Source organism: Clostridium gallinarum (genome assembly GCF_014836325.1).
In the GTDB taxonomy this organism is placed as follows: domain Bacteria; phylum Bacillota; class Clostridia; order Clostridiales; family Clostridiaceae; genus Clostridium; species Clostridium gallinarum.
On sequence record NZ_JACSQZ010000053.1, the window covers coordinates 1 to 24,182 of the forward strand.

Genomic DNA, 24,182 nt, shown 5'->3' on the forward strand with positions numbered 1-24,182 from the left:
GAGATAAACATTGTATGACAGCGACTTGGAGCGCATGCGACGGAGCAAGGAATATAATGTTTATCTCTTTTTTTATTTTATAATAAAGAAAATATGTATTTAGATATTAAGAAATACATATTTTCCTGTGCAAATTTTATTTATGAGCCTAGATTTCTCTTTGAAATATAATATAGTTCATTTATCTTTTCTATACATTTATCTAAATGATAAGTTATATAATTACTATCAGATATAACTTCATTTCTTTTAATATAATCTAAGGAAATATTATTCAAAATATTATTGTTATTTACATTTATTTCTATTATATCTAATATTTTATTCATATTATCAGTTAAAATGGAAAGTTCATCTTTATTAATTCTATTTTTATCCATAGCCTCTATAACATTAATTATATGTTCAATTTGAATTATAAATTGACAGTTTACTTGTAAATATTTTCTTATATCAATATCCATATCTAAAGAATTAGAATGTAATTGTATTTTATTACTAACAAGATTAACTTTAAGTAGAATTTCCCTTATTACATTACTATCGGTAGAGCCAGTTAAAAGATTATTTAATTCTCTTATAAGAATTCTATCCAATCTAATAAGTTTATTAAACCAATTTACCACCTCTTTAGAGTTATTTGACTGAAGCATAAATCTATTAGCTAATAATGCTATTCCAGCTGAAATAAATACATATAAAAATCTTAGAATAATTGTTTCTTCAGTTCCCATAGTTAGACTTGCTATAGCTAATGAAGAGCAAGTTATATATATAGAAATTGATGCGTAATTATTCATAGAATAAATAAGTAGATTTGATAAGGCCATTATTATCATATGCTCTGTTCTTGTTTTAAATATTGTAAATAGTATAAAGGATAAAATTATTCCTATTAAGGTTCCTTTTATTCTACTTACAACCTTTTTGAAACTATCTTCATAGAAAGGAATTATCAAAACGAATATATTAAGAGGAAGCCAATAGCCTTTAGGTAGATTTAAAAATTTTTCTAATGTAAAGCCTAAAGAGACTACTATTGATAATCTTAATGCAAATCTAAGCTTAAATGAGTTCAATGTAAAGTGATCTATAAGTCTTCCTAAAGGCCTAGATTTACTTGGAATTACCCATTCCTTATGAATTAAATTACTTTTATTTATAAAGTCTTCTGAAAAATAATCTAATATTGATGCAAGTAGATTAATTATATAGATAAGATAATTTTGTATATAATTATCAGTTATTTTATAGTTACTTGTAAATTTAATTAATCTTTCAACATATTCATCATTATTTCCTAAATAAAAGTTTTCTGGGAGATATTCAAGTATGTTAACTAGCTCCTGTAAACATAATATATTGTCTTCTATTTTTAAAAGATTTTTATTTTTAACTAATTCATCTATAAAAATATTGAAGTGTTGAAATAAAGTAGAAAAAGGAAAATAACCTTGTCCGCTAATAATTGTAAAATAGTTTCTACGCCTATTTTCATAAATTAAATTACTTATTTCCTTATTTATAAGTAATATTTTTTCTTGATTCTTTGAGATATTATTAAATTCACTAGATAACAATGATTTAATTTCATCTTTTATAATATTTAATCCAGAGAAGGTTAATTTGTTGAATTCCATATATATTTTTTTAGGAGAAAAAAACTTAAATCCAATATAAACTATTGTGTTTGAATAAACCATTGCAATTAATCTATATGGCAATCTTTCTAAAGTTATAGGAAGAGATTGTAATAAAATAAATCCCATTACATAATGAAAGTAATCTGTATGATTGTATTCATCTGTTAGTGTATATACTAATATAAAGCAAACTATAAGATTGATTAATATAGTTAAAGGTAAATTTATTGTAGCTACAAAAGCAGTTATAACAATAAAAAAGTGAATTAATAAATCCTTGAAGTACTCATTAATATTATGAAATTTATTTACCTTTTTTTTAAAAGCAAGTGTCATATAAATTCCCATTATTGAGTTTTCCATTCCAAAAAATAATTGATTTGAAAAGAATATTATTAAAGATACCATTGTCTCAGGAAGTGCTTTAATATATTTAGAAATCATATTTTTAGAATACAATAGCATCACCACCTTAATAAATTATTATATTAATATTATACATTATTTCACCCAATTATAAAAATTTAGACAAATTAGAGTTAATTGGTCAATATTATTGTAGTATTAACAAGTTTTATTTAAATAGTTACTAGCTTCTAAATTATTTTGACTTTAAGTGGAATAAAAAGTATTAGAATAAGTCGATTTATGCCATCATAAAATAAAAAATCATTAGAAGTTTAAATATTTTTAAAATTTTTTAAAAAATTGTTGCAATATAGTAAATTTAGTGTTATTATAAATAAGTAGCCAAGAGCTAACAAAAAAAGTTTCAAATTCAGGTAAATAGTTTCTCAAGAGTTAGAGATTATGTATCAATTTAGAATCTTTAATTTCAGGAGGAATATTTATGACAGATAAGACAATAACATGCAGAGATTGCGGAAGTGAATTCATATTTTCAGTAGGAGAACAAGAATTCTACAAAGAAAAAGGATTCGATAATGAGCCAACAAGATGCGTATCTTGTAGAAGAGCTAGAAAAGAACAAAATAGAAGATAATTTTAGATTGTTACAAGACTATAGTTTAAACTATAGTCTTTTTTTATTTTAATAAAAAAAATTGTAATTATGATAAATTTAAAATATATGTGTTAATAGTCTATTTAAACGTTTATAATATAGAAATTTGAATTTTAAGATGCTAAAATATTTAATAGTCAAAGTAAGGATGTGGTAATATGAATAAGCAAAAGTACAATCAAGATAACCCGATGCTTGTTAACTCTGTAGTTTGCACTATAGATATATTAGGATTTTCAGAAATGATAGTTAATTCTTGTAATAATGGATATGGAGATGAACTACTAAAAGAAATTAGTTATCTTATAAATAAAAATAAACAATGTATAATTCCTAATAAGTACAGCCAAGGAAAAATAAAAATATATACCGATAATATGATTGTTGGATATCCTATAAAGGGAGATGGACAAGAAGAGTTATATGAAATACTAGAAAATGTATCTGAATATCAATTTAATTTATCAATAGAGGGTTTATTTGTTAGAGGAGGAATAAGTGTTGGTGATTTCTATATAAATGAGGATATAGTTTTTGGACCAGCTCTTTTAGATGCACATATAACTGAAAGTAAGTTAGCTTGTTATCCAAGAATAATATTAGATAATAAAACTGTAGATAGATTACAAAAATACATAAAGCACTATGAGTGTTACCCTCAACGTAATAAAATATTAATTGATAATGATGGACAATGGTTTTTAAATTATTTAACAACTATATTTAAATATTATACTGAATGTGAAAATGAATATGAATTTGAAAAATTACAAATAGAATTATTATTAAAACATAAAATGAAGATTGAGGAAATGTTATCTATACATAAAACAAATACAAACGTTTGGGACAAGTATGTATGGACGGCTAATTATCATAATTATTTTTGTGATTTAAATTTTCCAAATGAAAAACAGTTAAAAATCTCAAGAAAATCATTACTTTCATGGCCTAGGGAAATTTCTAATAATGATTTTTAGAAGCATAATATTAGTCGATATATGTGATTTTTAAAAGAAAAATAAATTGAAAAATGGTTAGAAATTTAATTGTTTTTAAAATTTTTAAAAAATTCATTGCAATATAGAAAAATATGTGTTATTATAAATAAGTAGCCAAGAGCTAACAAAAAAGTTTCAAATTCAGGTAAATAGTTTCTCAAGAGTTAGAGATTATGTATCAATTTAGAATCTTTAATTTCAGGAGGAATATTTATGACAGATAAGACAATAACATGCAGAGATTGCGGAAGTGAATTCATATTTTCAGTAGGAGAACAAGAATTCTACAAAGAAAAAGGATTCGATAATGAGCCAACAAGATGCGTATCTTGTAGAAGAGCTAGAAAAGAACAAAATAGAAGATAATTTTAGATTGTTACAAGACTATAGTTTAAACTATAGTCTTTTTTAATTACTTAGGAAATTATATTTACGTACAAGTTGAGGAGAATTTTATGAGAGTAGTAAAATTCGTAATGTAAGAATTAAAGTTTTAATAATTTCCTTCCTTTAGTTTGTAAGTGTTAAAGTATCATAGCAAGGTAACTTGGAGTTTTCGACGGAACTTGGATATGATACTTTAACACTTTTTTAATTGTACGAGGAATATAACTTGGGAAAAAGTGCTATAATTAAGCTATGAAATATAGAGTCATATAAAAGGAGAATAGCTTTGGCAATTGATAAGTTAGAAGTTTTAGAAAAATATTTTGGATATAAGAGTTTTAGAAAAGGACAAGAAAAAATAATAGATGAAATATTAAATGGTAGAGATGTTCTTGCAATTATGCCAACAGGAGGAGGAAAATCTCTTTGCTATCAAGTTCCAGCTCTAATTTTAGATGGGATAACAATAGTAATTTCACCTCTTATATCACTTATGAAGGATCAAGTAGATACTTTGAATTTAATGGGGATTAATTCTGCATTTTTAAATAGCTCTTTATCTACTTATGAATTCAATGAAGTTATAAATGGAATTGTAAATAATAAATATAAAATAATTTATGTTGCTCCTGAAAGGCTTCATTCTAATGAGTTTATTACAGTAATAACCCAAGTAAAAATAGCTCAATTAGCTATTGATGAAGCTCACTGTGTATCTCAATGGGGACATGATTTTAGAGTAAGCTATAAGGGAATATCAACATTTATTGATAAACTTATAGAAAGGCCTATTATAACATCTTTCACAGCAACTGCATCAGAAGAAGTAAGAAACGATATTATAAATTTATTAAAGCTTAATGATCCTAAGGTATTTGTTACAGGTTTTGATAGAGAAAATTTAAGAATTAATATAGTTAAGGGTGTAGAGAAGAGAAAATTTGTATTAAAATACATTAAAAATAACTTAAAAGATTCAGGAGTAATATATGCAGCTACGAGAAAAGAAGTTGATAGCCTTTATGAACTATTAAAGAAAAATAATATTAATGTAGGAAGATATCATGCTGGACTTTCAAATGATGAAAGGATTAAATATCAAGAAGAGTTTATAAATGATGATACTAGTGTAATTGTAGCTACTAATGCTTTTGGCATGGGGATTGATAAACCTAATATAAGATATGTTCTTCATTATAATATGCCTAAAAATATTGAAGGTTACTATCAAGAAATAGGGAGAGCTGGTAGAGATGGAGAAGCAAGTGAATGTATTATGCTATTTTCACCAGCAGATGTTATAACTCAAAAGTATTTAATAGAAGTTAGTACAGAGGATCCAATTAGAAAAAACAATCAATATAAGAAGCTTCAACAAATGACAGGCTTAGTTTATATAAATAACTGTTATAGAAAATATCTTTTAGAGTATTTTGGTGATTCCTATGAAAAGGAATGTGAAAATTGTAGTAATTGCTTAAATAAGGGTGAAGTTAAGGATAAAACTATAGATGCTCAAAAGGTTATATCGTGCATTTATAAAATGAAGAGAAGTTTTGGAGTAGGAATGATAGTTGATGTGCTAAGAGGATCTAAAAATAAGAAGCTTTTAAGCTTAGGCTTTGATGAGTTAAGTACTTATGGAATAATGAAAAATTACTCTAGCGATGGGTTAAAAGAGTTTATAAATATTTTAATTGCGCATGGATATTTAGATGTAAATGAGGAATTTGGCACTGTAACTTTAAATAATATATCCTTTAAGGTTATAAAAAATGAAGTTAAGGTTTTACTTAAAGATGTTAGTATTGAAAGTAATAAGATAGAAATTAATGATTTATTTGAAAAGCTAAGATTACTAAGACAAGAAATAGCAAAAGAAGAAAAGAAAGCTCCTTATATGATATTTGGAGATGGAACCTTAAGAGAAATGAGCATAAAGTATCCTATTAGTAAGGAAGAAATTCTTGAAATTTCAGGAGTAGGGGAAATTAAATATGAAAGATACGGTGAAAAGTTTATAGAGGTTATTAAGGAATACGTTATTGAAAATAATATTAAAAAAGAAGTTGCAGCTGATAAAGAAGAGAATATAGAAATAGAAGATGATTACTTTGAAGTAAATACAAATAATGAACTTTTAGAAAAACTTCTTAATATAAGACAAGACTTTTCTAATAAATTAAACTTACCTGTATCTATGATTATTAGTAAAAATAGCTTAAAAGAAATAAGCGGTAGGTATCCAGATACTTTAGAAAAATTAAAGGATATATCAGGAGTTGGACCGAAAAAAATAGAAAGCTGCGGTCAGCAAATAATAGAAGCGGTAAATAAATATATTATTGAAAAAGGGATTAATCCTATTTGGAAAGAAAAGAAGAGAAAAAAACTTATAATAGATGGGGAAACTAGAAGTGCTTCAGAAATAGCTCTAGATAAACTTAATATGGGGGAAGATATAGAGGAAATATCAGAAGATATGGAAATATCAATTTCAACTATTCTTGGATATATAACAGATTATATAAAATCAACAGGAGATAGTAGTATAAAGATAGATGTTGAAAAATATTTTGATAAAGAAAATGAAGGTATGATTCTAGAAGCTATTAATAAAAATGAAATAGACAAAATTCAAGCTATCAAAAAAAGTTTACCAGACTATATCAAATATGAAGCCATTAGAGCTGTAATATTAAAAAACTTTATATTAAAAAATTAAGTTATAAATATATTTCAATATCACTTTAATTAGATACAATTTAGATAATAATTTATAAAGAGATAAACATTGTATGACGGCAAATTGGAGCGCATGCGACGGAGCAAGAAATACAATGCTTATCTCTTCTTTATTTTAGCATATATAATATTTCTTCTTCTGGAGTAGAAGAATCACAACGAACTTCTATTTCATTATTTTTACTAACAATAAAACCAGGTACAGTTAAAATATTATATTTTTTTCTAAAGGAAGATAACTCTTCATCTGAAGAATTTGAACTATCTATATAGTAAATAGTTTTATTAATTTCCTTAGAAATATCACTTAACTTTTTAACAAATTTACGACAAAATGGACAAGTCGCTCTTCCTATATAAATAGCAGTTATATCTTCCTTAGATAAAATATCTTCTGCTTCAAGTGAAGATATTTTATTAAATACCTTCACTTGTTCTTCGTATGTTTCAATTTCGACCATTTTAATTCCTCCATTATTTTCTTTATATAATTTATATTACGTCCTCTTTACCATTAACTTTAGCCTGCTCATTTTCATTAATAGGTATAACAATACATTTTTGTCCATCTATTATTTGAGATTTAATTTGAGGTATTTTTTCAGGCTTTACCTCTAATATAACATCATAGCTATTATTTTCTTCTAAATCTGTAGCTTTTTCATCTTCTAAAACATTATCACTTTCATTTTCTAATACTGAATCATCAGTGGTAATATTAGCTTCAGTAGCTATAGCAACTTCTTGCTTAACTTCTTCAAGTCTACTTTGAAGAACTTCTACTTGTTTTTGAAGATACTCTTCTCTTTTTACTTGCTCACTTACTTTTAATACCTTTGAATCTATTAAATTTTCAGCTAAAGGAAGATCATCACCGAAGGTTTCCACATAAGTTTTTTCTATTTTAGTAGTGACTTCTTCTGGAACTCCACTTTCAATTAAAATGTTTTGAATATCAGTCTTGGTTAACACTATAGGTTCTAAATCTACATCTACATCTTCATATATAGCATTATGTTCCTCTAACATATTATTTAAACCTTCTTGAACCTCCATAAAGATTTTATCGGCTTTCTTTTCATCAACATTTAAAGAATCCTTAATTATTGATTGGAAGGTTTCTTTTTGTATAGTAGCAGTTTGCTTTGAATAGCAACCTAAAGCATTTTCCATTAACTCAGGATGAGTATCCTTTGCATTTTTTGTATAATACATAATAGAATTAACATCTGTACTACGATTAATGAAGGCAGGGAATACAAAGCCATTTGTTGGAGATTCAACGACCCAATCTCTAATACGTGACTTTATCTTATTTTCCTCTTCAAAGTATCTAAGACCAGGTTGTGAAAGAGAAACAGGACATATCGCACATAATACATATTCATATACTTCTTCAGATTCATCTAACTTTGCATTATCTTTAGTTTTAGTAATAACATCATAAGCATCGTGAAAAATAATTATTAAAAAGTTACCTGTATAATCATAATTATCTATAATAGAATCATAAAACTCATCAAGAAGAGAATCATCTTTTAATTGACTATTTTTTAGTTTCATAAGAGAAACTTGCTTTTCATTTATAAGATCTTCATTAAGTGGAAAGTTTAATTCTAAAATATTATTTCCAATAGTTCCGGATAACACTTTTTTAGCAATTTCTAAGTATTTAAAATACTCATCTTCATCTAGGTTTAAAAAAGTTTCTCTAAATTTTAAAATAATATGTTTTTCCCCATTAACATAGCAGCCACACATTTTAGTAAAAGTACAATAATCTTTTTTAAAACGCTTTTTTAACTCAAGTATATCTTTTTTTCTCATATATAAACCCCTCAATCTATTTTTTATTTGAATAAGTTTTCGAGTCTAACTTTAGTATAAACTTTTTTGTAGGTTAAATAAATATTTTAATTTACATTAATTATACTAATGTAGTATATAAAATAGGGAATACTAAATCCATACTATTAACTTATTAGGGAGGTATTTATGAATAAGGAACTTCAAAAAAATATTGGTTTTTTCGCTGCATTATCTACAGTTGTAGGAGTAGTTATAGGTTCAGGTGTATTTTTCAAACCGCAGGCAATATATACTGCAACTAATGGAGCTCCAGGGTTAGGTATCATAGCTTGGATTTTAGGAGGACTTATAACTATAGCGGGAGGTCTTACAGCAACGGAAGTATCTGCAGCTATACCAAGAACTGGCGGAATGATGATTTATATAGAGGAGGTATATGGGAAAAGCTTAGGATTTCTAACTGGATGGATGCAAACAGTTTTATTTTTCCCAGGAACTATAGCAGCATGTGCTGTAATATTTGCACAACAAGCTTCAGAATTGTTAGGCTCTACATCTGATAATATGAAGCTTGTATTACCAATAGCAATAGGAATAATACTATTAACAGCAATTTTAAACACTATAGGTTCATCCTTTGGAGGGTACATACAAACAATAGCAACTGTTGGTAAATTGGTACCATTAATTTTAATTATAATATTTGGATTTATAAAAGGAAGCAGTACAGAAATTTTTAACCCACTGGTGGGAGAAGGTGTAAATACTATAACAACCTTAGGGCAAGTACTTATAGCTACATTGTTTGCTTATGATGGATGGATTAATGTTGGAGCTATTGCCGGGGAAATGAAAAATCCAGGAAAAGATTTACCAAAGGCTATAGTTGGTGGACTATCATTAGTAATGGCAGTTTATTTAGCAATTAATATTGCTTATTTATGGGTGGTTCCAGCAAGTGAATTAGCAAATGTAACTTCTCCAGCATCGCTTGTAGCAACTAAGGTTTTTGGAGCTATAGGTGGAAAAGTAATTTCTATAGGAATATTAATATCAGTATTCGGAACATTAAATGGATATTTATTAACTGGGCCTAGAGTTGCATATGCATTAAGTAAGGATGGACTATTACCAGGGAGTAAAGTTCTTTCAAAAGTAAATAAAGGCAGCTCACCATATAATGCTATATTCTTAATTGCTATTATTGCGAGTATATATGCTTTAACGGGGCAATTTAACTTATTAAGTGATTTAACTGTATTTGCAGTATGGGTGTTTTATGTACTTACATTTATTGGAGTTATATTGTTAAGAAAAAGAAAACCAGACCTTAAAAGACCATATAGAGTACCTTTATATCCAGTAATTCCCTTAATAGCTATATTAGGTGGAAGCTTTGTTGTAATAAATCAATTATTTACATCACCAGTTATATCTTTAGGTGGAATTATTATAACTATAATAGGTTTTCCAATTTATAAATATATGAATAAAAAGAATAATATATAATTTATATATTATAAAAATATTGAAAAAAAAACAATAAGTGGTATTATTTAAGGGAAGTAATAATTGGGGGGATTATTATAGTGGATAAGTATCTATTATAATAAATTAGGTGAATAAATGAAAAAATATTTATTAAAAAATAGGATACTGATATTACTTTTTACAATATCAGTTCCTTTGTCATGCTATTTTTCAATAAGGTTTGCATTATCCTTTGAACCTATAATAAATTCAGCTATTAATAAGGATTTTGATATGTTAAAAATAGCAGGAATTTGGGTTAGTATATATGCTATTTTAGATTGTGTTTTTCTTTTGATAGTTAAATATATTAGAGAAAATATATTAAAGGAAGCTTATATAGGTATTAAAAATGATCTATTTTCAAGTATTATAAAAATGGATATAGATACCTTTAATAGATAAAATACTGGGGCTTATATTTCTACTTTAGATAATGATATTAAGTTATTAGGGGATAGTTATTTTAGCAATATTTTATCTATATATACGGTAATTATGAGCTTTATATTTTCCTTAGTAACTGTGATTTTTATAAACTATACAATAACTATAATTTTAATAATAGTTGCTATATTTTCGATTATAATACCAAAGTTTTTGAATAAGAAACTATCTAATTTGCAAGAAGAATACTCAGAATCAATGAAGAAATATACTTCTCAAATTAAAGATTTTTTTGAAGGTTTTCAAGTTATAAAGAGTTTTAATATTGAAAATAAGGTGATAAAAAATCATAATAAATATAATTCAATTAGAGAAGAAAATGGATGTAGTTCTAGAAAAACTATATATTTAGCAGGATGGATATCTATGTTGTTTAGCTCTATAATGTATATAACTACATATATAGCTGGTGGATATTTTGCTATTACAGGAGTAATGTCTGTTGGGTTAGTAATTTCATTATCACAACTTATAGGCGGGGTAGTTGCTCCACTTGAACAAGTACCAGCTATTTTAGCGGAAATAAACTCTACTTCTAGAATACAAAATAAACTAGATAAAATTATAAAAACAAGAATTAATAAGGATGAGGGGAAGGTTTTATCTAAATCGCCATCAGAGATTATTATGGAAAATGTATCATTCTCTTATAATAACTTAGATATTAAAGCTATAGATAATGTAAGTTTAAAATTTGAGAAAAATAAGAAATATGCAATTGTTGGCGAAAGTGGAAGTGGAAAAAGCACTATAGCAAAGTTATTATTAGACTTTTATAGTTATAACGATGGATGTATTAAGATTGATGATTTAGAAATATCTCAAATAGATTCAAAGAGCTTATATAGAAATATTGGATATATTCATCAAAATGTATTTTTATTTGATGATACATTAAAAAATAATATAACTTTATATAAGGATTATAAAGATGAAGATATAAATAAAGTAATTGAAATATCAGGGCTATCTGACTTTGTAAAAAGGCTTGCAAATGGAATTAATACAAATATAGGGGAAAGTGGTGATACTTGTTCAGGAGGAGAAAGACAAAGAATAGGTATAGCAAGAGCATTGATATGTAATTCTAAGTTTTTAATTCTAGATGAAGCAACATCGAGTTTAGATAATATTACTACTAATAAAATTATAAATAGCGTGCTTAATTTAGAAAATACTTGCAGCATAGTAATTACTCATCAACTAAATTACGATTTATTGAGTAAATATGATTATATATATGTTATGAAAAATGGACAAGTAATAGAAGAAGGAAAGCTAGATACGTTGTTAAAAAATAAATCATATTTTTATAGTTTGTATAATGTAAATGAAAAATATAATGATGGGATGTTGTAAGCAGTCCATCATTATATTTAATTTTTTTCCTTCAGTTTATAATGGCTATCTCTTTTTTTATTGGGAAATTGAATTGTTTTGTCTTTCTGGAAGTAAAAATAATATGAATCTATAAAGTGTGTAGATAACTAATAAAATAGCTATAATTGTTTGTAATAATACAATATATTTTAAAATTACAATAGTGTAACCTAGTTTAGTTAAGTAAGCCATAGTCATTTTTAATGCAATGCCACTTATTACAAATGGAAATGTAAAGGCTGAATAGCTAGGGAAAAATTGCATTTTCAAGTACTTTGGTAATTTTAAAAGAACCATAATATATATTATGAATGATAAAATAGCTAAAAAGCCTATCATTAATAAGGATTTCCTTTGAACTGATTGAATATATCCAGCAAGACATAAGCTTACAGGTGCTGCATATATACAGAATAGTGGTTTAGCAGGGGGTGGTATTTCCTTATATTTAGAATATCTATACGTTACAATAATCAGTAATAGCATACACATTATAAATGCAAACCAAAATGATAATGTACCAATAGTTGTTTTTTCAAATATTGGTGCAGAAACACTTGAAACAGCTAGTCCAACATAAACTATAAAGTATGGTGTAAACACTTTTTTTATATCAAAATTAAAGATAAATTTAATAGTAAAATAGGCAATTAGTATTATGTGAAGTAATATACCAAAATACCAAATAAAAATAGCAGGTTGTCCAATTAAAGGCTTTACATAAGTAGATAAAAGCATTATAGCCATAGGGAATGTTGCAGAAACACCAGCCATAATTGGATTTTGCATATCTTCTTTAAAAATAAATGGATATAGTATAGCTTTAAATATTAATAATAACCCTAAAATTAAGGATACTATGCCACATATTAATCGTATAGCTTCAGAATAACTTTGAAGTAAATTACCTAAGGCAGCAAAGCCTAACATTACACCAGAAATAGGAAGAGGTAATTTTTTTATCATATCTATACTCTCCTATACCATAACTAAATTATCTGTATTAACTAAGTTTAGCTCTCTTACTATTATTTCAGCGACTTTTCCAGCAACCATTCCTGTGAATTTTATGCATTGTTCTTTATGAGCACCAGATGACATATCAAATTCTTTAGTTAGTATTCTACAGCAAAGTGAGTTTTTACCATTAGAACTTTTAAACCAATCATGTAATTCTTTCGATAATTCTAGATTTTTTTCCACCTTAGAATCTCCTTGTTTTGTACGGCCAAAGAATAGACCAAGAGCCATAACTCCTCCAGATACTGCCCCACATATACATTTAGAGCGACCTATACCAACTGGAAAACCTGAAGCCATAGCTATTACTTCTTCTGGTATATCTAGTTCAAAATTAGAACGTATTGAACTAATTAATGCTTCAGAACAGAAAAATCCACCACGAAATAAATCTTCTGCATCTTTAGATACCTTTTTTATACTGATCTCTTGCTTAATATTCATATAGAAAACCTCCATTTTATTTATTCACCTTTATTATAAGTTATTAGGAATATTAATACAAATTTATGTTTTTATGTAAGCGTAATTAGCAAAAATAATATTAAATTATTTAAGAATATTTAAATTTTTAATCTAATTTTAATCTTTCTTATATTTTAGATTAATTTTCTACACGTATTGTATAACCATAATTAAGAAGTAAATAAATCATGGAGGTAAGATAAATGGAGAGAATTGAAATGATTGAAATTTTAATGAATAAAGTCAATGTAAGTCATGAAGAAGCAGAAGAGGCATTGGAAAAGATGATGAAAGTGTATTAGAAGAGTCCATTGAAGCAATAAAAAGCGAATCTGAAAATATGAAGAACTTAGTGGAGCAGTTGTTATTCTTAGCTAGGGGGATTAATTGGAAAACTCAGCTTAATCAAAAAGAATTTTTGCTTAATGATATGATAAATGAAGTTTTAGAGGAATCTAAGATGATAGATAAAAATCATAAATATAGTTATATTAATTCAGAAAATATATATGTTTATGGTGATACTAGTTTGGGATTATCTATAGCGAAATGGATTGTTGATAGCCATAAAGGGTATTTTAGTGCTTTAAGTAGAAAAGATATAGGAACAAGGATAACTGTCTTTTTGCCACAAAAATAATAAAAATAACAAGGATGTATCAAGTGCTTTCCAGTTATAAAAGGAAGTTGATACATCTCTATTATTTTTACTGCTTTTCCCATTTAAATTCTAGTTTTGTAATTGGTTTATCATGATTATCATCAAGTATAGTATGGATAGTAGTTAAACTATTATCATTATTACATATTACATCGCTATTAATGTGTAAAGAACTTTCATCCATAGCTTCTTGTTTAAATAAAACTTTAATATTTATAATTTCATATTCATTTAATATATCTCTAGGTAAAGTATCTAATGCCATTTCAATGTATTTAACATTATTAACATGTTTGTTTGAATCAATATCACTATATCTAATAGTATAATCTTTTGAATACTTAGCTTCTTCTAGCTTTAAGAAATCATCTAATGGAATATTTTCTTCTAATTCCTTTTCTATGCCGTAAACTTTACATTGCTCAGGGGACATTTTAACTGGACGTCTTTTATCAAAATCAATAAGAATAGCTGTTGAAATTCCAGAAAGAATTATATTATTCTTTGAATCTCTTATTGTAAAACTTCTATATCCATATAATCTCTTTATACCTACAATATCAGTTTCTACAGTGATAGTATCACGAAATTTTGGATACTCTATAATATCTAAGTCATATTTTAATAAAACCCAAATACAATTATTTACAAAACCGTGATCTGTTTCTCCTAAAGAATCGCTTTGAGAAACAACTACATCCCATAGGTAGTTCATTATAGATGAATATTTACATTTGTAATTTGAATCTACATCATAAATGTTTATAGTATAATTTTTACTGAATTTATTATTCATTCTGAAACCCCTTTTTATTAAAAGATTTGTATTCCATAAAAAATAATTATGTTTACATATTATATTATAACCTATTTAGTGTAAATAATTAGCAAACATTCAAATGAATAAAAAGTAAATACTAAAACACTTCAATAATTACATCCATAGTTCCGCCGCATACCATACCAAGAGATTCTGCAACATCACCAGTCATATCAACTTTTTGAATTAAAAAGCCTTTATCCCTCATAATACCTCTAGCTGTTGTTAATACATCAGATTCGCTACAACCACCACCTATACTTCCGAGTGTTTGTCCAGTAAAATAGCTTACCATTTTAGCACCAGGTTTTCTAGGAACAGAACCTTTAGATGAAACAATAGTAAGTATAGCTCTAGGAATAGCTGGTTCCTTGGATATTTCTAAAAATAATTCTTTATCAAATTCGGGATATGCAAACTTTTTAGAATTGCTATTTCTTTTATTTTTAAAGCTAATAAGCTCAGAAACTATGGAAATTGAAATTTCTTCAGGTGTAATAGCTCCAATATCTAAACCTATAGGTGAATTAACTTTACTTAGAGCTTCATGTGAATAACCTTCAGAAATTAGTTCTTCCATCATACCTCTTACTCTTCTTCTAGATCCTATCATTCCAATATAGCTAAGATTATTCTTAATAACATTACTTAAAACTAATTTATCGTGTCTATGACCCCTTGTAATAATAACAACAAAGTCTGATTTTTTAAAGTTAATAAGATTAAATGATTTTTGGAAATCTTCACAGATTACTTTTTCAGCAGCTGGAAAGCGAGTAGAATTTGCAAAGTAAGGTCTATCATCTATAACGGTAATAGAAAAACCAACTTTAGAAGCAAACTCAACTAGAGGCTTGGCTATATGCCCACCACCAAAGACAAATAAACGTGGTTTAGGAAAGAATGGTTCTATAAGAATGGCTTTATTATCATCAATATATGTAATGTCTATTTTACCATTTGAAATAGAATCATTAATTTTTTCGTAAATATCATTATCTAGATTCTTATCTTTTTTTATTATATTTTCTTCGGTTAAGAAAAATTTATCTTCGATATCTCCTAGTTTATTTTCATTAAATTTTAAATATGTAATTAGTACACATTTATTTCCGTCATTAAGATTATTTAATAATTCATTATATAAATTCTCATACATTTCTTATACCCTCTAACTTAAGTGTTTTTATCAATATATAATTTCATTATAATACATAATAAAATAAATAGGTACTGATAAAAGTTACTTAATTTATTTTATGAGAGAATTTAAGAATTACTTAAGGTTATTAAATTAGAATATTGCATGAATCTTTTATTATTATTTTAGGAGAAAGTGTAATGTATAATGTTAAGGAATTACGAAAGAGAAGAAAAAAGAAAAGATTGTATAAAAAAATAAAAATAATTATAACTATGATTATATTAATATTAATTGCAAATAAAGCAATTAAATCATACTTAAATAAAGAAATAACAGCAAGTAAAAATAAAAGAGTTATTGAAGAAGTAATTGATTCAGGGAAAACAAAGGTTATACTTGATCCAGGTCATGGAGGATATGATACAGGAGCAACTTATGGAGATATTTATGAAAAAGATATAGTTTTAAGTATTTCTAATATGGTAGGTGAAATACTAGAGGAAAATGATATTGAAGTTATTTATACGAGAAGTTATGATATATCCTTAGGAGATGATGAAAAAGAAGATTTAAAAAATAGAGTAGAGATAGCTAATTCAATTAATGCAGAGTATTTTATATCTTTTCATATAAATGATTATGATGATTATACTTATGGTTATGAAGAAGTGTATGGATTTGAGGTCTGGACAGATTATAATGATAATAAAAGTTTAGAATTGGGAGAAGCTATAGAAGAAAATCTAATTAGTTTAGATTATACTGAATGTCGTCCTATGTTAGATGGTAGTGAATCATTATATATAATTAGAGAGAGTAACATACCTTCAGTATTAATTGAGTTTGGATTTATGAGTAGTTATAATGATAGATTATACTTAAGCAATAAGGAAAATCAAAAACTATTAGCTAAATCTATAGCTTCAGCAATATTAGAGAATATTAATATAAGTGCTAAATAATACTCTTACGATAAACTCTAGTATGTTATTTTTTATAAGGGTTTGGAGGATTTTATGAAGAAAACATTATATGATTATAAAGACAAAATATTAAACTTACCATTAAAAGATAAATATAATAAGGAAGAGTTATTGATAAATAATTTTTTAGTTGATAAAGATGAAAGTATAGAAGTTTACTATGCTCCGCATAATGAATATATAAATAAAAATGCTAAGGTATTTATAGTTGGTATTACTCCAGGCTTTCAACAAATGAGTACTGCTATGGCAACTGCTAGAAAATATCTAGAAGAAGGTTATAGTATTGAAGAAATTCAATACAAATGTAAAGAGGCTGGAAGGTTTAGTGGTATAATTAGAAAAAATATTATAAATATGCTAGATGAAATAGAACTAAATAAGGTTTTAGAAATAAATAGCTGTAATGATTTATTTGGAAGTAGGGATGATATATTACATACTGTTTCGTTAATACCATATTCTACATTTATTAATAAACAAAATTATTCTGGACATACTCCTAAATTGATTAAAAGTGAATTTTTAATGAAGTATGTATACAATAATTTCTTAAATGAATATGATAGCTTAGAAAATAAAGATGAAGTATTATTAATACCTTTAGGAAAAGCTGTAGAAGAGGTCTTAATAAAATTAGAAAAGGAAGAGCTTATAGTTAAAGGTAGAATATTAATTGGATTTCCACATCCATCTGGAGCAAATGTAAATAGAATTAAACAATTAGAAGAAAATAAAAGTAAAATGATAGAATTTATAATGAAAAAGTAAGATGATATATAAACATCTTACTTTTTGAGTTTTATTTGTATTGTAGCGTAATTAAAAAATTTAATTCCTTTTAAGGAGAAATTCTAAGGCGATTTTATATCTGTTTAATATATTTTCATGATGACCATAATCATCCCACACTATATCAACATTTTGTTCTCCAATACGATTTTTGAATATTTCGTAAGATAGCTTAGAGAATTTTGGCATATCTTTTTGAAGCGTTGATTTGCCTTGACCTTCTTTTTTTCCAGCAATAATAAGAAGTTTAAAATCATCGTTGATTAAATTTTCTTTTTCAATAAATTGAATCCAATTAATATACCATTGAGAAGCACACATACTAGCTATTTTACTATAATTATTATTTCTAAAAGCTGAATATAAAGAAATTAAAGCTCCAAGTGAGTGACCAATAATTTTTCTATCACTTTTATTACTTTTTACTTTGAATTCTTTTTCAATGTAGGGCTGCAAATCCTTAATTAAAAAATCTAAGTAATCATCACCCTTTCCATCAAAATCATGAAATTTTTCATGATTAGCCTTTGCAGGCCATGGGGTGTATTCATTTAGCCTATCAATTGGAGTAACACCGACTATAATATGTTCCTCTAAGACGTTATTTTCAAAGCCTTCTTCTATTTCATCAATTATTTTACCTAAAAATTCTATAAACTTATCTCCATCATGGGCATAAATTACTGGATAATTTTTATTTGATTTATCATATCCATTTGGTAAATAAATAAAGATTTCTCTAACAAAAGCTGTTATTTTTAAGATTCTTCCTTTCATCTTTTCTATCCCTTCTTTAATTTACTTGGAGTAACTCCAAAACTTTTTTTGAATAGTCTACTAAAATAAAATTCATCATTATAACCAATTTTTTTAGAAACTTCTTTAACAGAAAGACCTTCATTTAGTAGCTGATAAGCTACAGCCATTCTATATTTGATTAAATAATCTATAGGACGTATATTTAAATATTTATTAAATAAATAAGATATTCTATTAGATTTTTCTCCATATCTTTCTGAAAGTGAACTTAATGTTATTTCATCCATATAGTGCTCTGAAATAAACTTACTTATCTCTAATGTAAAATCTTTTTCAGGTAACTCTTCTTTATAATTATAATCAGTAAAAAGCTCTCTTAAAAATAATGTAGTTTGTATTTGAAGTTTTACTTTTGATGTTAATTTTTGTTTCGAAGATATTTTTATAAGTTCATCTAAGGATTTTAATATTTCATTGTAATTATTTGTATTAAATTCAAAAGTTGAATTCATATACGAATTAGGATTAATGTGTTCATCTGCAATGTAATAAATATTTATATGCTCAAAATCACTATCTCCTAAAACACTGAAGGATATATTTTTATTTTTACAACCGTGGATTACTTTTCCAGGTTCAGCAATAAAGGCTTCATTGTCAAACTCTATTTTAGCTCGTCCTTTTATAGGAAAAATAAATGCAGATTGATTAGTAATATAACTATTTTTTACATAGATAGAGTTCTTAATGAATCTTTCTATTCTAAAAACTTCAAAAGTATTATTTCTAAACTCTTCTATCAAGTCACTTTTTTTTACATTTTTCAAGTAGATAAGCTCCTTTCAAATACATAACTAAAATTTAAATAATTGTCCATGTTTTTATTTTAGTTTATTCTATTGATATTTTTTCTGTATTATAATACTTAGTGGAAATGATAATTATTATCAATTGGTTCTATGGAAGTAGTATACATTATTTTTAGTAATTGTTCAAGAAAGGATGTTAATATGCAAGATATTTTGAATACTTCTTATGAGAAAAGTAAGAAACTAAAAAAATCCTATAATTTATTTATATTGGGTTTAATTTTACTCCTAATTGTTTCTGTGATTTTATCAGTGTCTCTTGGATCACTTAGGATAAAGCCATCTGTATCATATAGCATAATATTAAATAAATTATTTGGACTATCCTTAGGAGATCCATCTGAAGTAGCTAATCTATCAACTTACAATGTTATTTGGCTAATTAGAATGCCTAGGGTTTTACTTGCAATAGCTGTAGGAGCTGGACTTGCCATATGTGGTACTGTAATGCAAGCAACAGTTCAAAATCCATTAGCAGAACCATATATTTTAGGAATTTCATCAGGTGCATCACTAGGAGCAACCTTCTCTATAATGCTAGGAATAGGGACTTTTAGTATTTTTTCTATAAGTGGTATTTCTCTTTGGGCATTTTTAGGAGCGCTAGGATCATCTATTTTAGTATTGGCATTGTCATCAATAGGAAGCAAAATGTCATCTGCTAAATTAGTCCTTTCAGGAACTGTTGTTAGTGCCTTATGCAACTCTTTATCTAATTTTATAATTTCTATTGCTAGTGATGCTGAAGGTATGCAGAGCGTAAAGTTTTGGACAATGGGTTCTCTAGCAACTGCTAAGTGGCAAAATATAGGGTTTGTAGTTTTAGTTGTAATAATATGTTGTTTATTCTTTCTAACACAAGGAAGAACTTTAAACTTAATGTTAATGGGTGATGAAGCTTCAATAACTTTAGGGCTTAATTTAAATTTTTATAGAAGATTTTATATGATAATCACTTCATTATTAACAGGTATTCTAGTAGCTAACTGCGGAATCATTGGTTTTGTAGGTTTAATAATTCCTCATATTTCAAGGTCCATAGTTGGGTCTGATCATAAAAAACTAGTACCTACATCAATACTTTTAGGATCTATATTCTTAATTTGGGCTGATGTTTTTGCAAGAATTACTATACCTAATGCAGAATTATCTATTGGGATTATTACTGGTTTAGTTGGGGCGCCATTCTTTGTTTATATTTTATTAAGGAAGGGATTCGGGTACGGAGATAAGTAGGTGATTTAAATGGATTTAAAAGTTAAAGAATTAAAAGTTACTTTATCTAAAAAGGAAATTGTAAAAGGTATTGATTTAGCTGTTACAAATAATAAATTTATTGGTTTAATAGGTCCAAATGGCAGTGGTAAATCAACATTACTAAAAGCGATATATGGTGTAATAAAACCAAGCTTTGGAGATGTTTTTATAACTGATAAAGATATTAAAAGTTATAGTAAAAAATCTCTTGCTAAAACACTTGGTGTAGTTAGCCAATTTAATAATATTAACTTTGATTTTAAAGTTATAGATATAGTATTAATGGGAAGAGCACCTTACAAGGGATTATTGGAACAGGATAACAAGGATGATTATGATATAGCCCTTAAGGCTTTATATCAAGTTGGAATGATAGATTTTGTTCAAAAGAGCTTTAGTTTATTATCTGGAGGTGAAAAACAAAGAGTTATCTTAGCTAGAGCTATAGCTCAAAAGCCTAAAATATTAATTTTAGATGAACCTACTAATCATCTAGATATAAAGTATCAATTAGAAGTTATGTCGATAGTTAAAAATTTAAATATATGTGTTTTGGCAGCATTACATGACTTAACATTAGCTTCTCAATTTTGTGATGAGATTTATGTCTTAAAGGATGGAAATATTGTATGTAAAGGCACTCCAAATGAAGTTATAACAAAAGAAATGATAAAAGAAGTTTATGATGTTGATTCTAATGTTTATATGAATCCACTTACTAATAAACTTTCAATTGAATACTTACCACCAGCGTTATAATTAATGAAAATTAATATAGATATAATAAATTTAAATTTTTAAATTGAGAGGAGAATTAATATGAATAAAAAAACCTTATTTTTAATTACATCATTAGCATTAACAGCAACAGTTTTTGTTGGGTGTGGTAATAAAACTAATGATACTGACTTATCTTCAAAGCAAGAGGGAGCGACTAACTCTACAGAGGTATCCAATAATAAAACAAGCTATCCTGTAACCTTTGATGCTTTTGATTCTGAAGGAAATATTTATACTCAAACATTTAATGAAGCTCCCAAAAAGGTTATTACAAATAATCAAACTTCAACAGAATTGCTTTTAAAACTAGGATTAAAAGACTTTATAATTGGAACTGGGGATTTAGATACTCCTATGCCGGAAGATTTAAAATCTGATTATGAATCTATACCAGCAATAGCTAATAAAGGAGATGTTGCTAAAGAAGTTGTTGTTGGCTCAGGGGCAGATTTAGTTATAGGAAGAGCTGCTTCGTTTAAGGATGATAGATATGGTACAATAGCAAGTTTAAATGAAGTTGGAATTAATACTTATGTACAATTAGCAAGTAAAATGAATACGGATATAGCTTTAGATACTATTATTCAAGATGTTAGAAATGTAGGAGTTATATTTGATGTTCAAGATAAAGCAAATAAATTAGCAGACTCACTACAATCTACTTTAGACTATATTGAATCAAAGGTTCCTAAAAGTAGTGAAAGAAAAAAGGTTATGCTTATAGTTAATTATAGTGGTGAGTCATTTACCGCCTATGGTGCTAATGCTTCACTACAAAAAGAAATGTTAAATATTTTAAATGCTGATAATGTTATTGAAAAAGGTGGGTCTGTTTCTTTAGAAAATATAATATCTACTAATCCTGATCATATTGTTTATGTTACAGCAAATAAAAATGCTGCTGTAGATGGGAATGCTGTAGATAAAATATTAGCTGAACCAACTCTTCAAAATGTTGAGGCAATAAAAAATAATGATATTATTTCTGTTGAATATACAGAACTTATGGGGTATGGATATAGAACTTTCGATTGCCTAGAAAAATTAGCTCAAGCATTTTATCCAGAAGTATTTAAATAATAATATTAATTTTGTATTTAGTATATAAAAAAGCAGAGCAACCTAAATGGTAGCTCTGCTTTTAATATTTAATAAAAAAATATATTTTTTAATCTAAATCTTTACCAGTAAATCCAAGTGGTAAAAGCTCTTCTAATGTATATTCTTTGAATTCATCTTTGTTTTTTGCTAGATAAATTTTAAAATTTTTAGGGTCACAGAATTCAGCAATTACCTGTCTACATACTCCACAAGGAGCACAGTATTCTGTTTCTTTTGCATCAGCTTTATTTCCTACTATTGCAATTGCAAGGAATTCGTGTTGTCCTTCAGATACAGCTTTGAAAAAAGCAGTTCTTTCAGCACAGTTAGTCGGTGTAAAAGCTGCATTTTCTATATTACAACCTAAGTATATTTTTCCATTTGTACCAAGCAATGCTGCACCAACATTAAAGTTAGAGTAAGGAGTATAAGCAAATTTTTGAGCTTCATAAGCCTTTTCTACTAATAATTTTGCATCAATCATAAATCTCACCTGACACTTTCATAATAATTAAATATTTTATATTTTAAGTATATAACAATAATCGGATTTTTATTATAACACTATTAAATACTAGTGTATATATGATTTTAAATTAAATATAATATTATTTTAATCAAATATAAATACTAAATATAGTCATTGACATTAACGTTACGTAAAGGATTATTATTGTTTTATAAGGAGGAATAAAGATAAGAATGGAATATACTATTAAGAAGCTAGCTGAAATTGCTGGTGTAAGTACTAGGACTCTTAGATATTATGATGAAATTGGTCTTTTGAAACCTTGTAGAATTAGCTCCTCGGGATATAGGATATATGGAGAAAAGGAAGTTGATATATTACAACAAATTTTACTGTATAGATCTATAGATATTAAGCTTGAGGATATTCATAATATAATAACGAATCCTAATTTTGATATTTATAGAGCATTAATTGAACATCATAAAAATCTTATATTAAAAAGAAATGAGCTTGATAAAATAATTTTAACTGTAGAAAAAACAATAGAACATAATAAGGGGGAGTTTAATATGTCTAATAAGGAAAAGTTTGAAGGCTTAAAAAAAGAAAAATTAAAGAGAAACGAAGAAAAATATGGTAAAGAAATTAGGAATAAATACGGTGAAAAAACTGTTGATGACTCTAATAAGAAATTCTTAAATATGACAGAAGAAGAATTTAATGAAATGAATAGAACAGAAGAGAGACTTTTCAATAGATTATTAGAAGTTTATGAAACTCAAGATATGGAGTCAGAGGCTGCTAGGGAAGTTTATGAAAATCATAAAAAATGGCTTAGTTTTACTTGGCCAAGTTATTCTAAGGAGGCTCATATTGGTTTAGCTGAAATGTACGTTGCAGATGAAAGATTTGCAAAATACTATAATGATAAAGCTGGAAATGAAGTTGTGAATACATTAAGAGATATTATAGTTAAATATGCAAAATAAAAATAATGGGCTATTAAAAGCCCATTATTTTTTCAGACTGCTGACAAAGTGTCAGCAGTCTTTAATTTTATATAATTATCTAATATAATTTAAATATATTATTT

Annotated in this window: 23 protein-coding genes and 1 pseudogene; 14 read left to right on the plus strand and 10 right to left on the minus strand. The window is 26.4% G+C overall.

What is annotated here, in order from left to right; all coding sequences use genetic code 11:
* Window positions 1-140: 140 nt before the first annotated feature.
* Complete coding sequence (locus tag H9660_RS12495; protein ID WP_207729472.1) at window positions 141-2,102, minus strand: FUSC family protein; 1,962 nt, start codon at window positions 2,100-2,102, stop codon at window positions 141-143.
* Window positions 2,103-2,493: 391 nt separating this feature from the next.
* Here H9660_RS12495 and H9660_RS12500 point away from each other — a divergent pair, with 391 nt between their 5' ends.
* The 4 genes from H9660_RS12500 to recQ all read left to right on the plus strand — a co-directional run bounded on the left by H9660_RS12500 (window position 2,494) and on the right by recQ (window position 6,780).
* Window positions 2,494-2,646: a zinc-ribbon domain-containing protein gene (locus H9660_RS12500; RefSeq protein ID WP_191749549.1), complete on the plus strand. Its 153-nt coding sequence runs from the start codon at window positions 2,494-2,496 to the stop codon at window positions 2,644-2,646.
* Between the two features lie 179 nt (window positions 2,647-2,825).
* A complete protein-coding gene (locus H9660_RS12505; RefSeq protein WP_191750718.1) occupies window positions 2,826-3,647 on the plus strand; it encodes a hypothetical protein in 822 nt (273 codons plus the stop codon).
* Between the two features lie 234 nt (window positions 3,648-3,881).
* Window positions 3,882-4,034: a zinc-ribbon domain-containing protein gene (locus tag H9660_RS12510; protein WP_191749549.1), complete on the plus strand. Its 153-nt coding sequence runs from the start codon at window positions 3,882-3,884 to the stop codon at window positions 4,032-4,034.
* A gap of 307 nt (window positions 4,035-4,341) precedes the next feature.
* The gene (gene recQ / locus H9660_RS12515) at window positions 4,342-6,780 is read left to right on the plus strand and encodes a DNA helicase RecQ (protein ID WP_191750719.1); all 2,439 of its coding nucleotides are present in this window, start codon (window positions 4,342-4,344) and stop codon (window positions 6,778-6,780) included.
* 130 nt (window positions 6,781-6,910) lie between these two features.
* Here the strand turns inward: recQ and H9660_RS12520 are convergent, their stop codons facing one another.
* Both H9660_RS12520 and H9660_RS12525 read right to left on the minus strand, forming a co-directional pair.
* The gene (locus H9660_RS12520) at window positions 6,911-7,261 is read right to left on the minus strand and encodes a DUF6568 family protein (protein ID WP_191750720.1); all 351 of its coding nucleotides are present in this window, start codon (window positions 7,259-7,261) and stop codon (window positions 6,911-6,913) included.
* Between the two features lie 31 nt (window positions 7,262-7,292).
* On the minus strand, window positions 7,293-8,627 hold the full coding sequence (locus H9660_RS12525; RefSeq protein ID WP_191750721.1) for a DUF4317 domain-containing protein: 1,335 nt from the start codon (window positions 8,625-8,627) through the stop codon (window positions 7,293-7,295).
* 168 nt (window positions 8,628-8,795) lie between these two features.
* Between H9660_RS12525 and H9660_RS12530 the strand changes: the two genes are divergently transcribed.
* The 3 genes from H9660_RS12530 (at window position 8,796) to H9660_RS16620 (ending at window position 11,945) form a co-directional block, all read left to right on the plus strand.
* A complete protein-coding gene (locus H9660_RS12530) occupies window positions 8,796-10,118 on the plus strand; it encodes an APC family permease (RefSeq protein ID WP_191750722.1) in 1,323 nt (440 codons plus the stop codon).
* A 117-nt stretch (window positions 10,119-10,235) separates the two neighbouring features.
* Complete coding sequence (locus H9660_RS12535) at window positions 10,236-10,544, plus strand: hypothetical protein (protein WP_191750723.1); 309 nt, start codon at window positions 10,236-10,238, stop codon at window positions 10,542-10,544.
* Between the two features lie 15 nt (window positions 10,545-10,559).
* Window positions 10,560-11,945, plus strand: a complete 1,386-nt coding sequence (locus tag H9660_RS16620; protein ID WP_341479598.1) for an ATP-binding cassette domain-containing protein — start codon at window positions 10,560-10,562, stop codon at window positions 11,943-11,945.
* 57 nt (window positions 11,946-12,002) lie between these two features.
* Here the strand turns inward: H9660_RS16620 and H9660_RS12545 are convergent, their stop codons facing one another.
* Entirely contained in the window at window positions 12,003-12,932 is a 930-nt protein-coding gene (locus H9660_RS12545; RefSeq protein WP_191750725.1) for a TDT family transporter, read from the minus strand.
* 12 nt (window positions 12,933-12,944) lie between these two features.
* The gene (locus H9660_RS12550) at window positions 12,945-13,430 is read right to left on the minus strand and encodes a C-GCAxxG-C-C family protein (protein ID WP_191750726.1); all 486 of its coding nucleotides are present in this window, start codon (window positions 13,428-13,430) and stop codon (window positions 12,945-12,947) included.
* Between the two features lie 298 nt (window positions 13,431-13,728).
* Here H9660_RS12550 and H9660_RS12555 point away from each other — a divergent pair.
* Window positions 13,729-14,091, plus strand: a pseudogene (locus H9660_RS12555) (hypothetical protein); the annotation flags it as partial.
* 67 nt (window positions 14,092-14,158) lie between these two features.
* Here H9660_RS12555 and H9660_RS12560 read toward each other — a convergent pair.
* Window positions 14,159-14,908 carry an acyl-[acyl-carrier-protein] thioesterase gene (locus H9660_RS12560; RefSeq protein ID WP_191750727.1) on the minus strand — a complete coding sequence of 250 codons (750 nt, stop codon included), beginning with the start codon at window positions 14,906-14,908 and terminating at the stop codon, window positions 14,159-14,161.
* A 121-nt stretch (window positions 14,909-15,029) separates the two neighbouring features.
* Window positions 15,030-16,091 carry an XdhC family protein gene (locus tag H9660_RS12565; protein WP_191750728.1) on the minus strand — a complete coding sequence of 354 codons (1,062 nt, stop codon included), beginning with the start codon at window positions 16,089-16,091 and terminating at the stop codon, window positions 15,030-15,032.
* Window positions 16,092-16,273: 182 nt separating this feature from the next.
* Between H9660_RS12565 and H9660_RS12570 the strand changes: the two genes are divergently transcribed.
* Both H9660_RS12570 and H9660_RS12575 read left to right on the plus strand, forming a co-directional pair.
* Window positions 16,274-17,038 carry an N-acetylmuramoyl-L-alanine amidase gene (locus H9660_RS12570; protein WP_191750729.1) on the plus strand — a complete coding sequence of 255 codons (765 nt, stop codon included), beginning with the start codon at window positions 16,274-16,276 and terminating at the stop codon, window positions 17,036-17,038.
* 54 nt (window positions 17,039-17,092) lie between these two features.
* Window positions 17,093-17,830, plus strand: coding sequence for a hypothetical protein (locus tag H9660_RS12575; RefSeq protein ID WP_191750730.1), 738 nt, complete (start codon window positions 17,093-17,095; stop codon window positions 17,828-17,830).
* Window positions 17,831-17,890: 60 nt separating this feature from the next.
* Here the strand turns inward: H9660_RS12575 and H9660_RS12580 are convergent, their stop codons facing one another.
* Entirely contained in the window at window positions 17,891-18,628 is a 738-nt protein-coding gene (locus tag H9660_RS12580) for an alpha/beta hydrolase (protein WP_191750731.1), read from the minus strand.
* A gap of 5 nt (window positions 18,629-18,633) precedes the next feature.
* Window positions 18,634-19,437 (minus strand): helix-turn-helix domain-containing protein, encoded by an 804-nt coding sequence (locus H9660_RS12585; protein ID WP_191750732.1) that lies wholly within the window; start codon window positions 19,435-19,437, stop codon window positions 18,634-18,636.
* A 183-nt stretch (window positions 19,438-19,620) separates the two neighbouring features.
* Here H9660_RS12585 and H9660_RS12590 point away from each other — a divergent pair, with 183 nt between their 5' ends.
* Genes H9660_RS12590 through H9660_RS12600 form a run of 3 tightly spaced genes read left to right on the plus strand, consistent with a single transcriptional unit; the run spans window position 19,621 to window position 22,596 of the window.
* Complete coding sequence (locus H9660_RS12590; protein ID WP_191750737.1) at window positions 19,621-20,715, plus strand: FecCD family ABC transporter permease; 1,095 nt, start codon at window positions 19,621-19,623, stop codon at window positions 20,713-20,715.
* Between the two features lie 9 nt (window positions 20,716-20,724).
* Window positions 20,725-21,495, plus strand: coding sequence for an ABC transporter ATP-binding protein (locus tag H9660_RS12595; RefSeq protein ID WP_191750733.1), 771 nt, complete (start codon window positions 20,725-20,727; stop codon window positions 21,493-21,495).
* Window positions 21,496-21,555: 60 nt separating this feature from the next.
* Complete coding sequence (locus tag H9660_RS12600; protein ID WP_191750734.1) at window positions 21,556-22,596, plus strand: ABC transporter substrate-binding protein; 1,041 nt, start codon at window positions 21,556-21,558, stop codon at window positions 22,594-22,596.
* Window positions 22,597-22,684: 88 nt separating this feature from the next.
* Here H9660_RS12600 and cdd read toward each other — a convergent pair whose 3' ends face one another.
* Complete coding sequence (gene cdd, locus H9660_RS12605) at window positions 22,685-23,101, minus strand: cytidine deaminase (RefSeq protein WP_191750735.1); 417 nt, start codon at window positions 23,099-23,101, stop codon at window positions 22,685-22,687.
* 218 nt (window positions 23,102-23,319) lie between these two features.
* On the opposite strand from cdd, the gene H9660_RS12610 reads away from it, so the two are divergent.
* Window positions 23,320-24,078, plus strand: coding sequence for a MerR family transcriptional regulator (locus H9660_RS12610; RefSeq protein ID WP_191750736.1), 759 nt, complete (start codon window positions 23,320-23,322; stop codon window positions 24,076-24,078).
* Window positions 24,079-24,182: the final 104 nt, after the last annotated feature.

Coding starts and splice junctions, on each gene's coding strand:
- H9660_RS12500 (WP_191749549.1), top strand. CDS start 2,494: ATGACAGATAAGACAATAACATGCAGAGATTGCGGAAGTGAATTCATA.
- H9660_RS12505 (WP_191750718.1), top strand. CDS start 2,826: ATGAATAAGCAAAAGTACAATCAAGATAACCCGATGCTTGTTAACTCT.
- H9660_RS12510 (WP_191749549.1), top strand. CDS start 3,882: ATGACAGATAAGACAATAACATGCAGAGATTGCGGAAGTGAATTCATA.
- H9660_RS12520 (WP_191750720.1), bottom strand. CDS start 7,261: ATGGTCGAAATTGAAACATACGAAGAACAAGTGAAGGTATTTAATAAA.
- H9660_RS12525 (WP_191750721.1), bottom strand. CDS start 8,627: ATGAGAAAAAAAGATATACTTGAGTTAAAAAAGCGTTTTAAAAAAGAT.
- H9660_RS12530 (WP_191750722.1), top strand. CDS start 8,796: ATGAATAAGGAACTTCAAAAAAATATTGGTTTTTTCGCTGCATTATCT.
- H9660_RS12535 (WP_191750723.1), top strand. CDS start 10,236: ATGAAAAAATATTTATTAAAAAATAGGATACTGATATTACTTTTTACA.
- H9660_RS12545 (WP_191750725.1), bottom strand. CDS start 12,932: ATGATAAAAAAATTACCTCTTCCTATTTCTGGTGTAATGTTAGGCTTT.
- H9660_RS12550 (WP_191750726.1), bottom strand. CDS start 13,430: ATGAATATTAAGCAAGAGATCAGTATAAAAAAGGTATCTAAAGATGCA.
- H9660_RS12560 (WP_191750727.1), bottom strand. CDS start 14,908: ATGAATAATAAATTCAGTAAAAATTATACTATAAACATTTATGATGTA.
- H9660_RS12565 (WP_191750728.1), bottom strand. CDS start 16,091: ATGTATGAGAATTTATATAATGAATTATTAAATAATCTTAATGACGGA.
- H9660_RS12570 (WP_191750729.1), top strand. CDS start 16,274: ATGTATAATGTTAAGGAATTACGAAAGAGAAGAAAAAAGAAAAGATTG.
- H9660_RS12575 (WP_191750730.1), top strand. CDS start 17,093: ATGAAGAAAACATTATATGATTATAAAGACAAAATATTAAACTTACCA.
- H9660_RS12580 (WP_191750731.1), bottom strand. CDS start 18,628: ATGAAAGGAAGAATCTTAAAAATAACAGCTTTTGTTAGAGAAATCTTT.
- H9660_RS12590 (WP_191750737.1), top strand. CDS start 19,621: ATGCAAGATATTTTGAATACTTCTTATGAGAAAAGTAAGAAACTAAAA.
- H9660_RS12595 (WP_191750733.1), top strand. CDS start 20,725: ATGGATTTAAAAGTTAAAGAATTAAAAGTTACTTTATCTAAAAAGGAA.
- H9660_RS12600 (WP_191750734.1), top strand. CDS start 21,556: ATGAATAAAAAAACCTTATTTTTAATTACATCATTAGCATTAACAGCA.
- cdd (WP_191750735.1), bottom strand. CDS start 23,101: ATGATTGATGCAAAATTATTAGTAGAAAAGGCTTATGAAGCTCAAAAA.
- H9660_RS12610 (WP_191750736.1), top strand. CDS start 23,320: ATGGAATATACTATTAAGAAGCTAGCTGAAATTGCTGGTGTAAGTACT.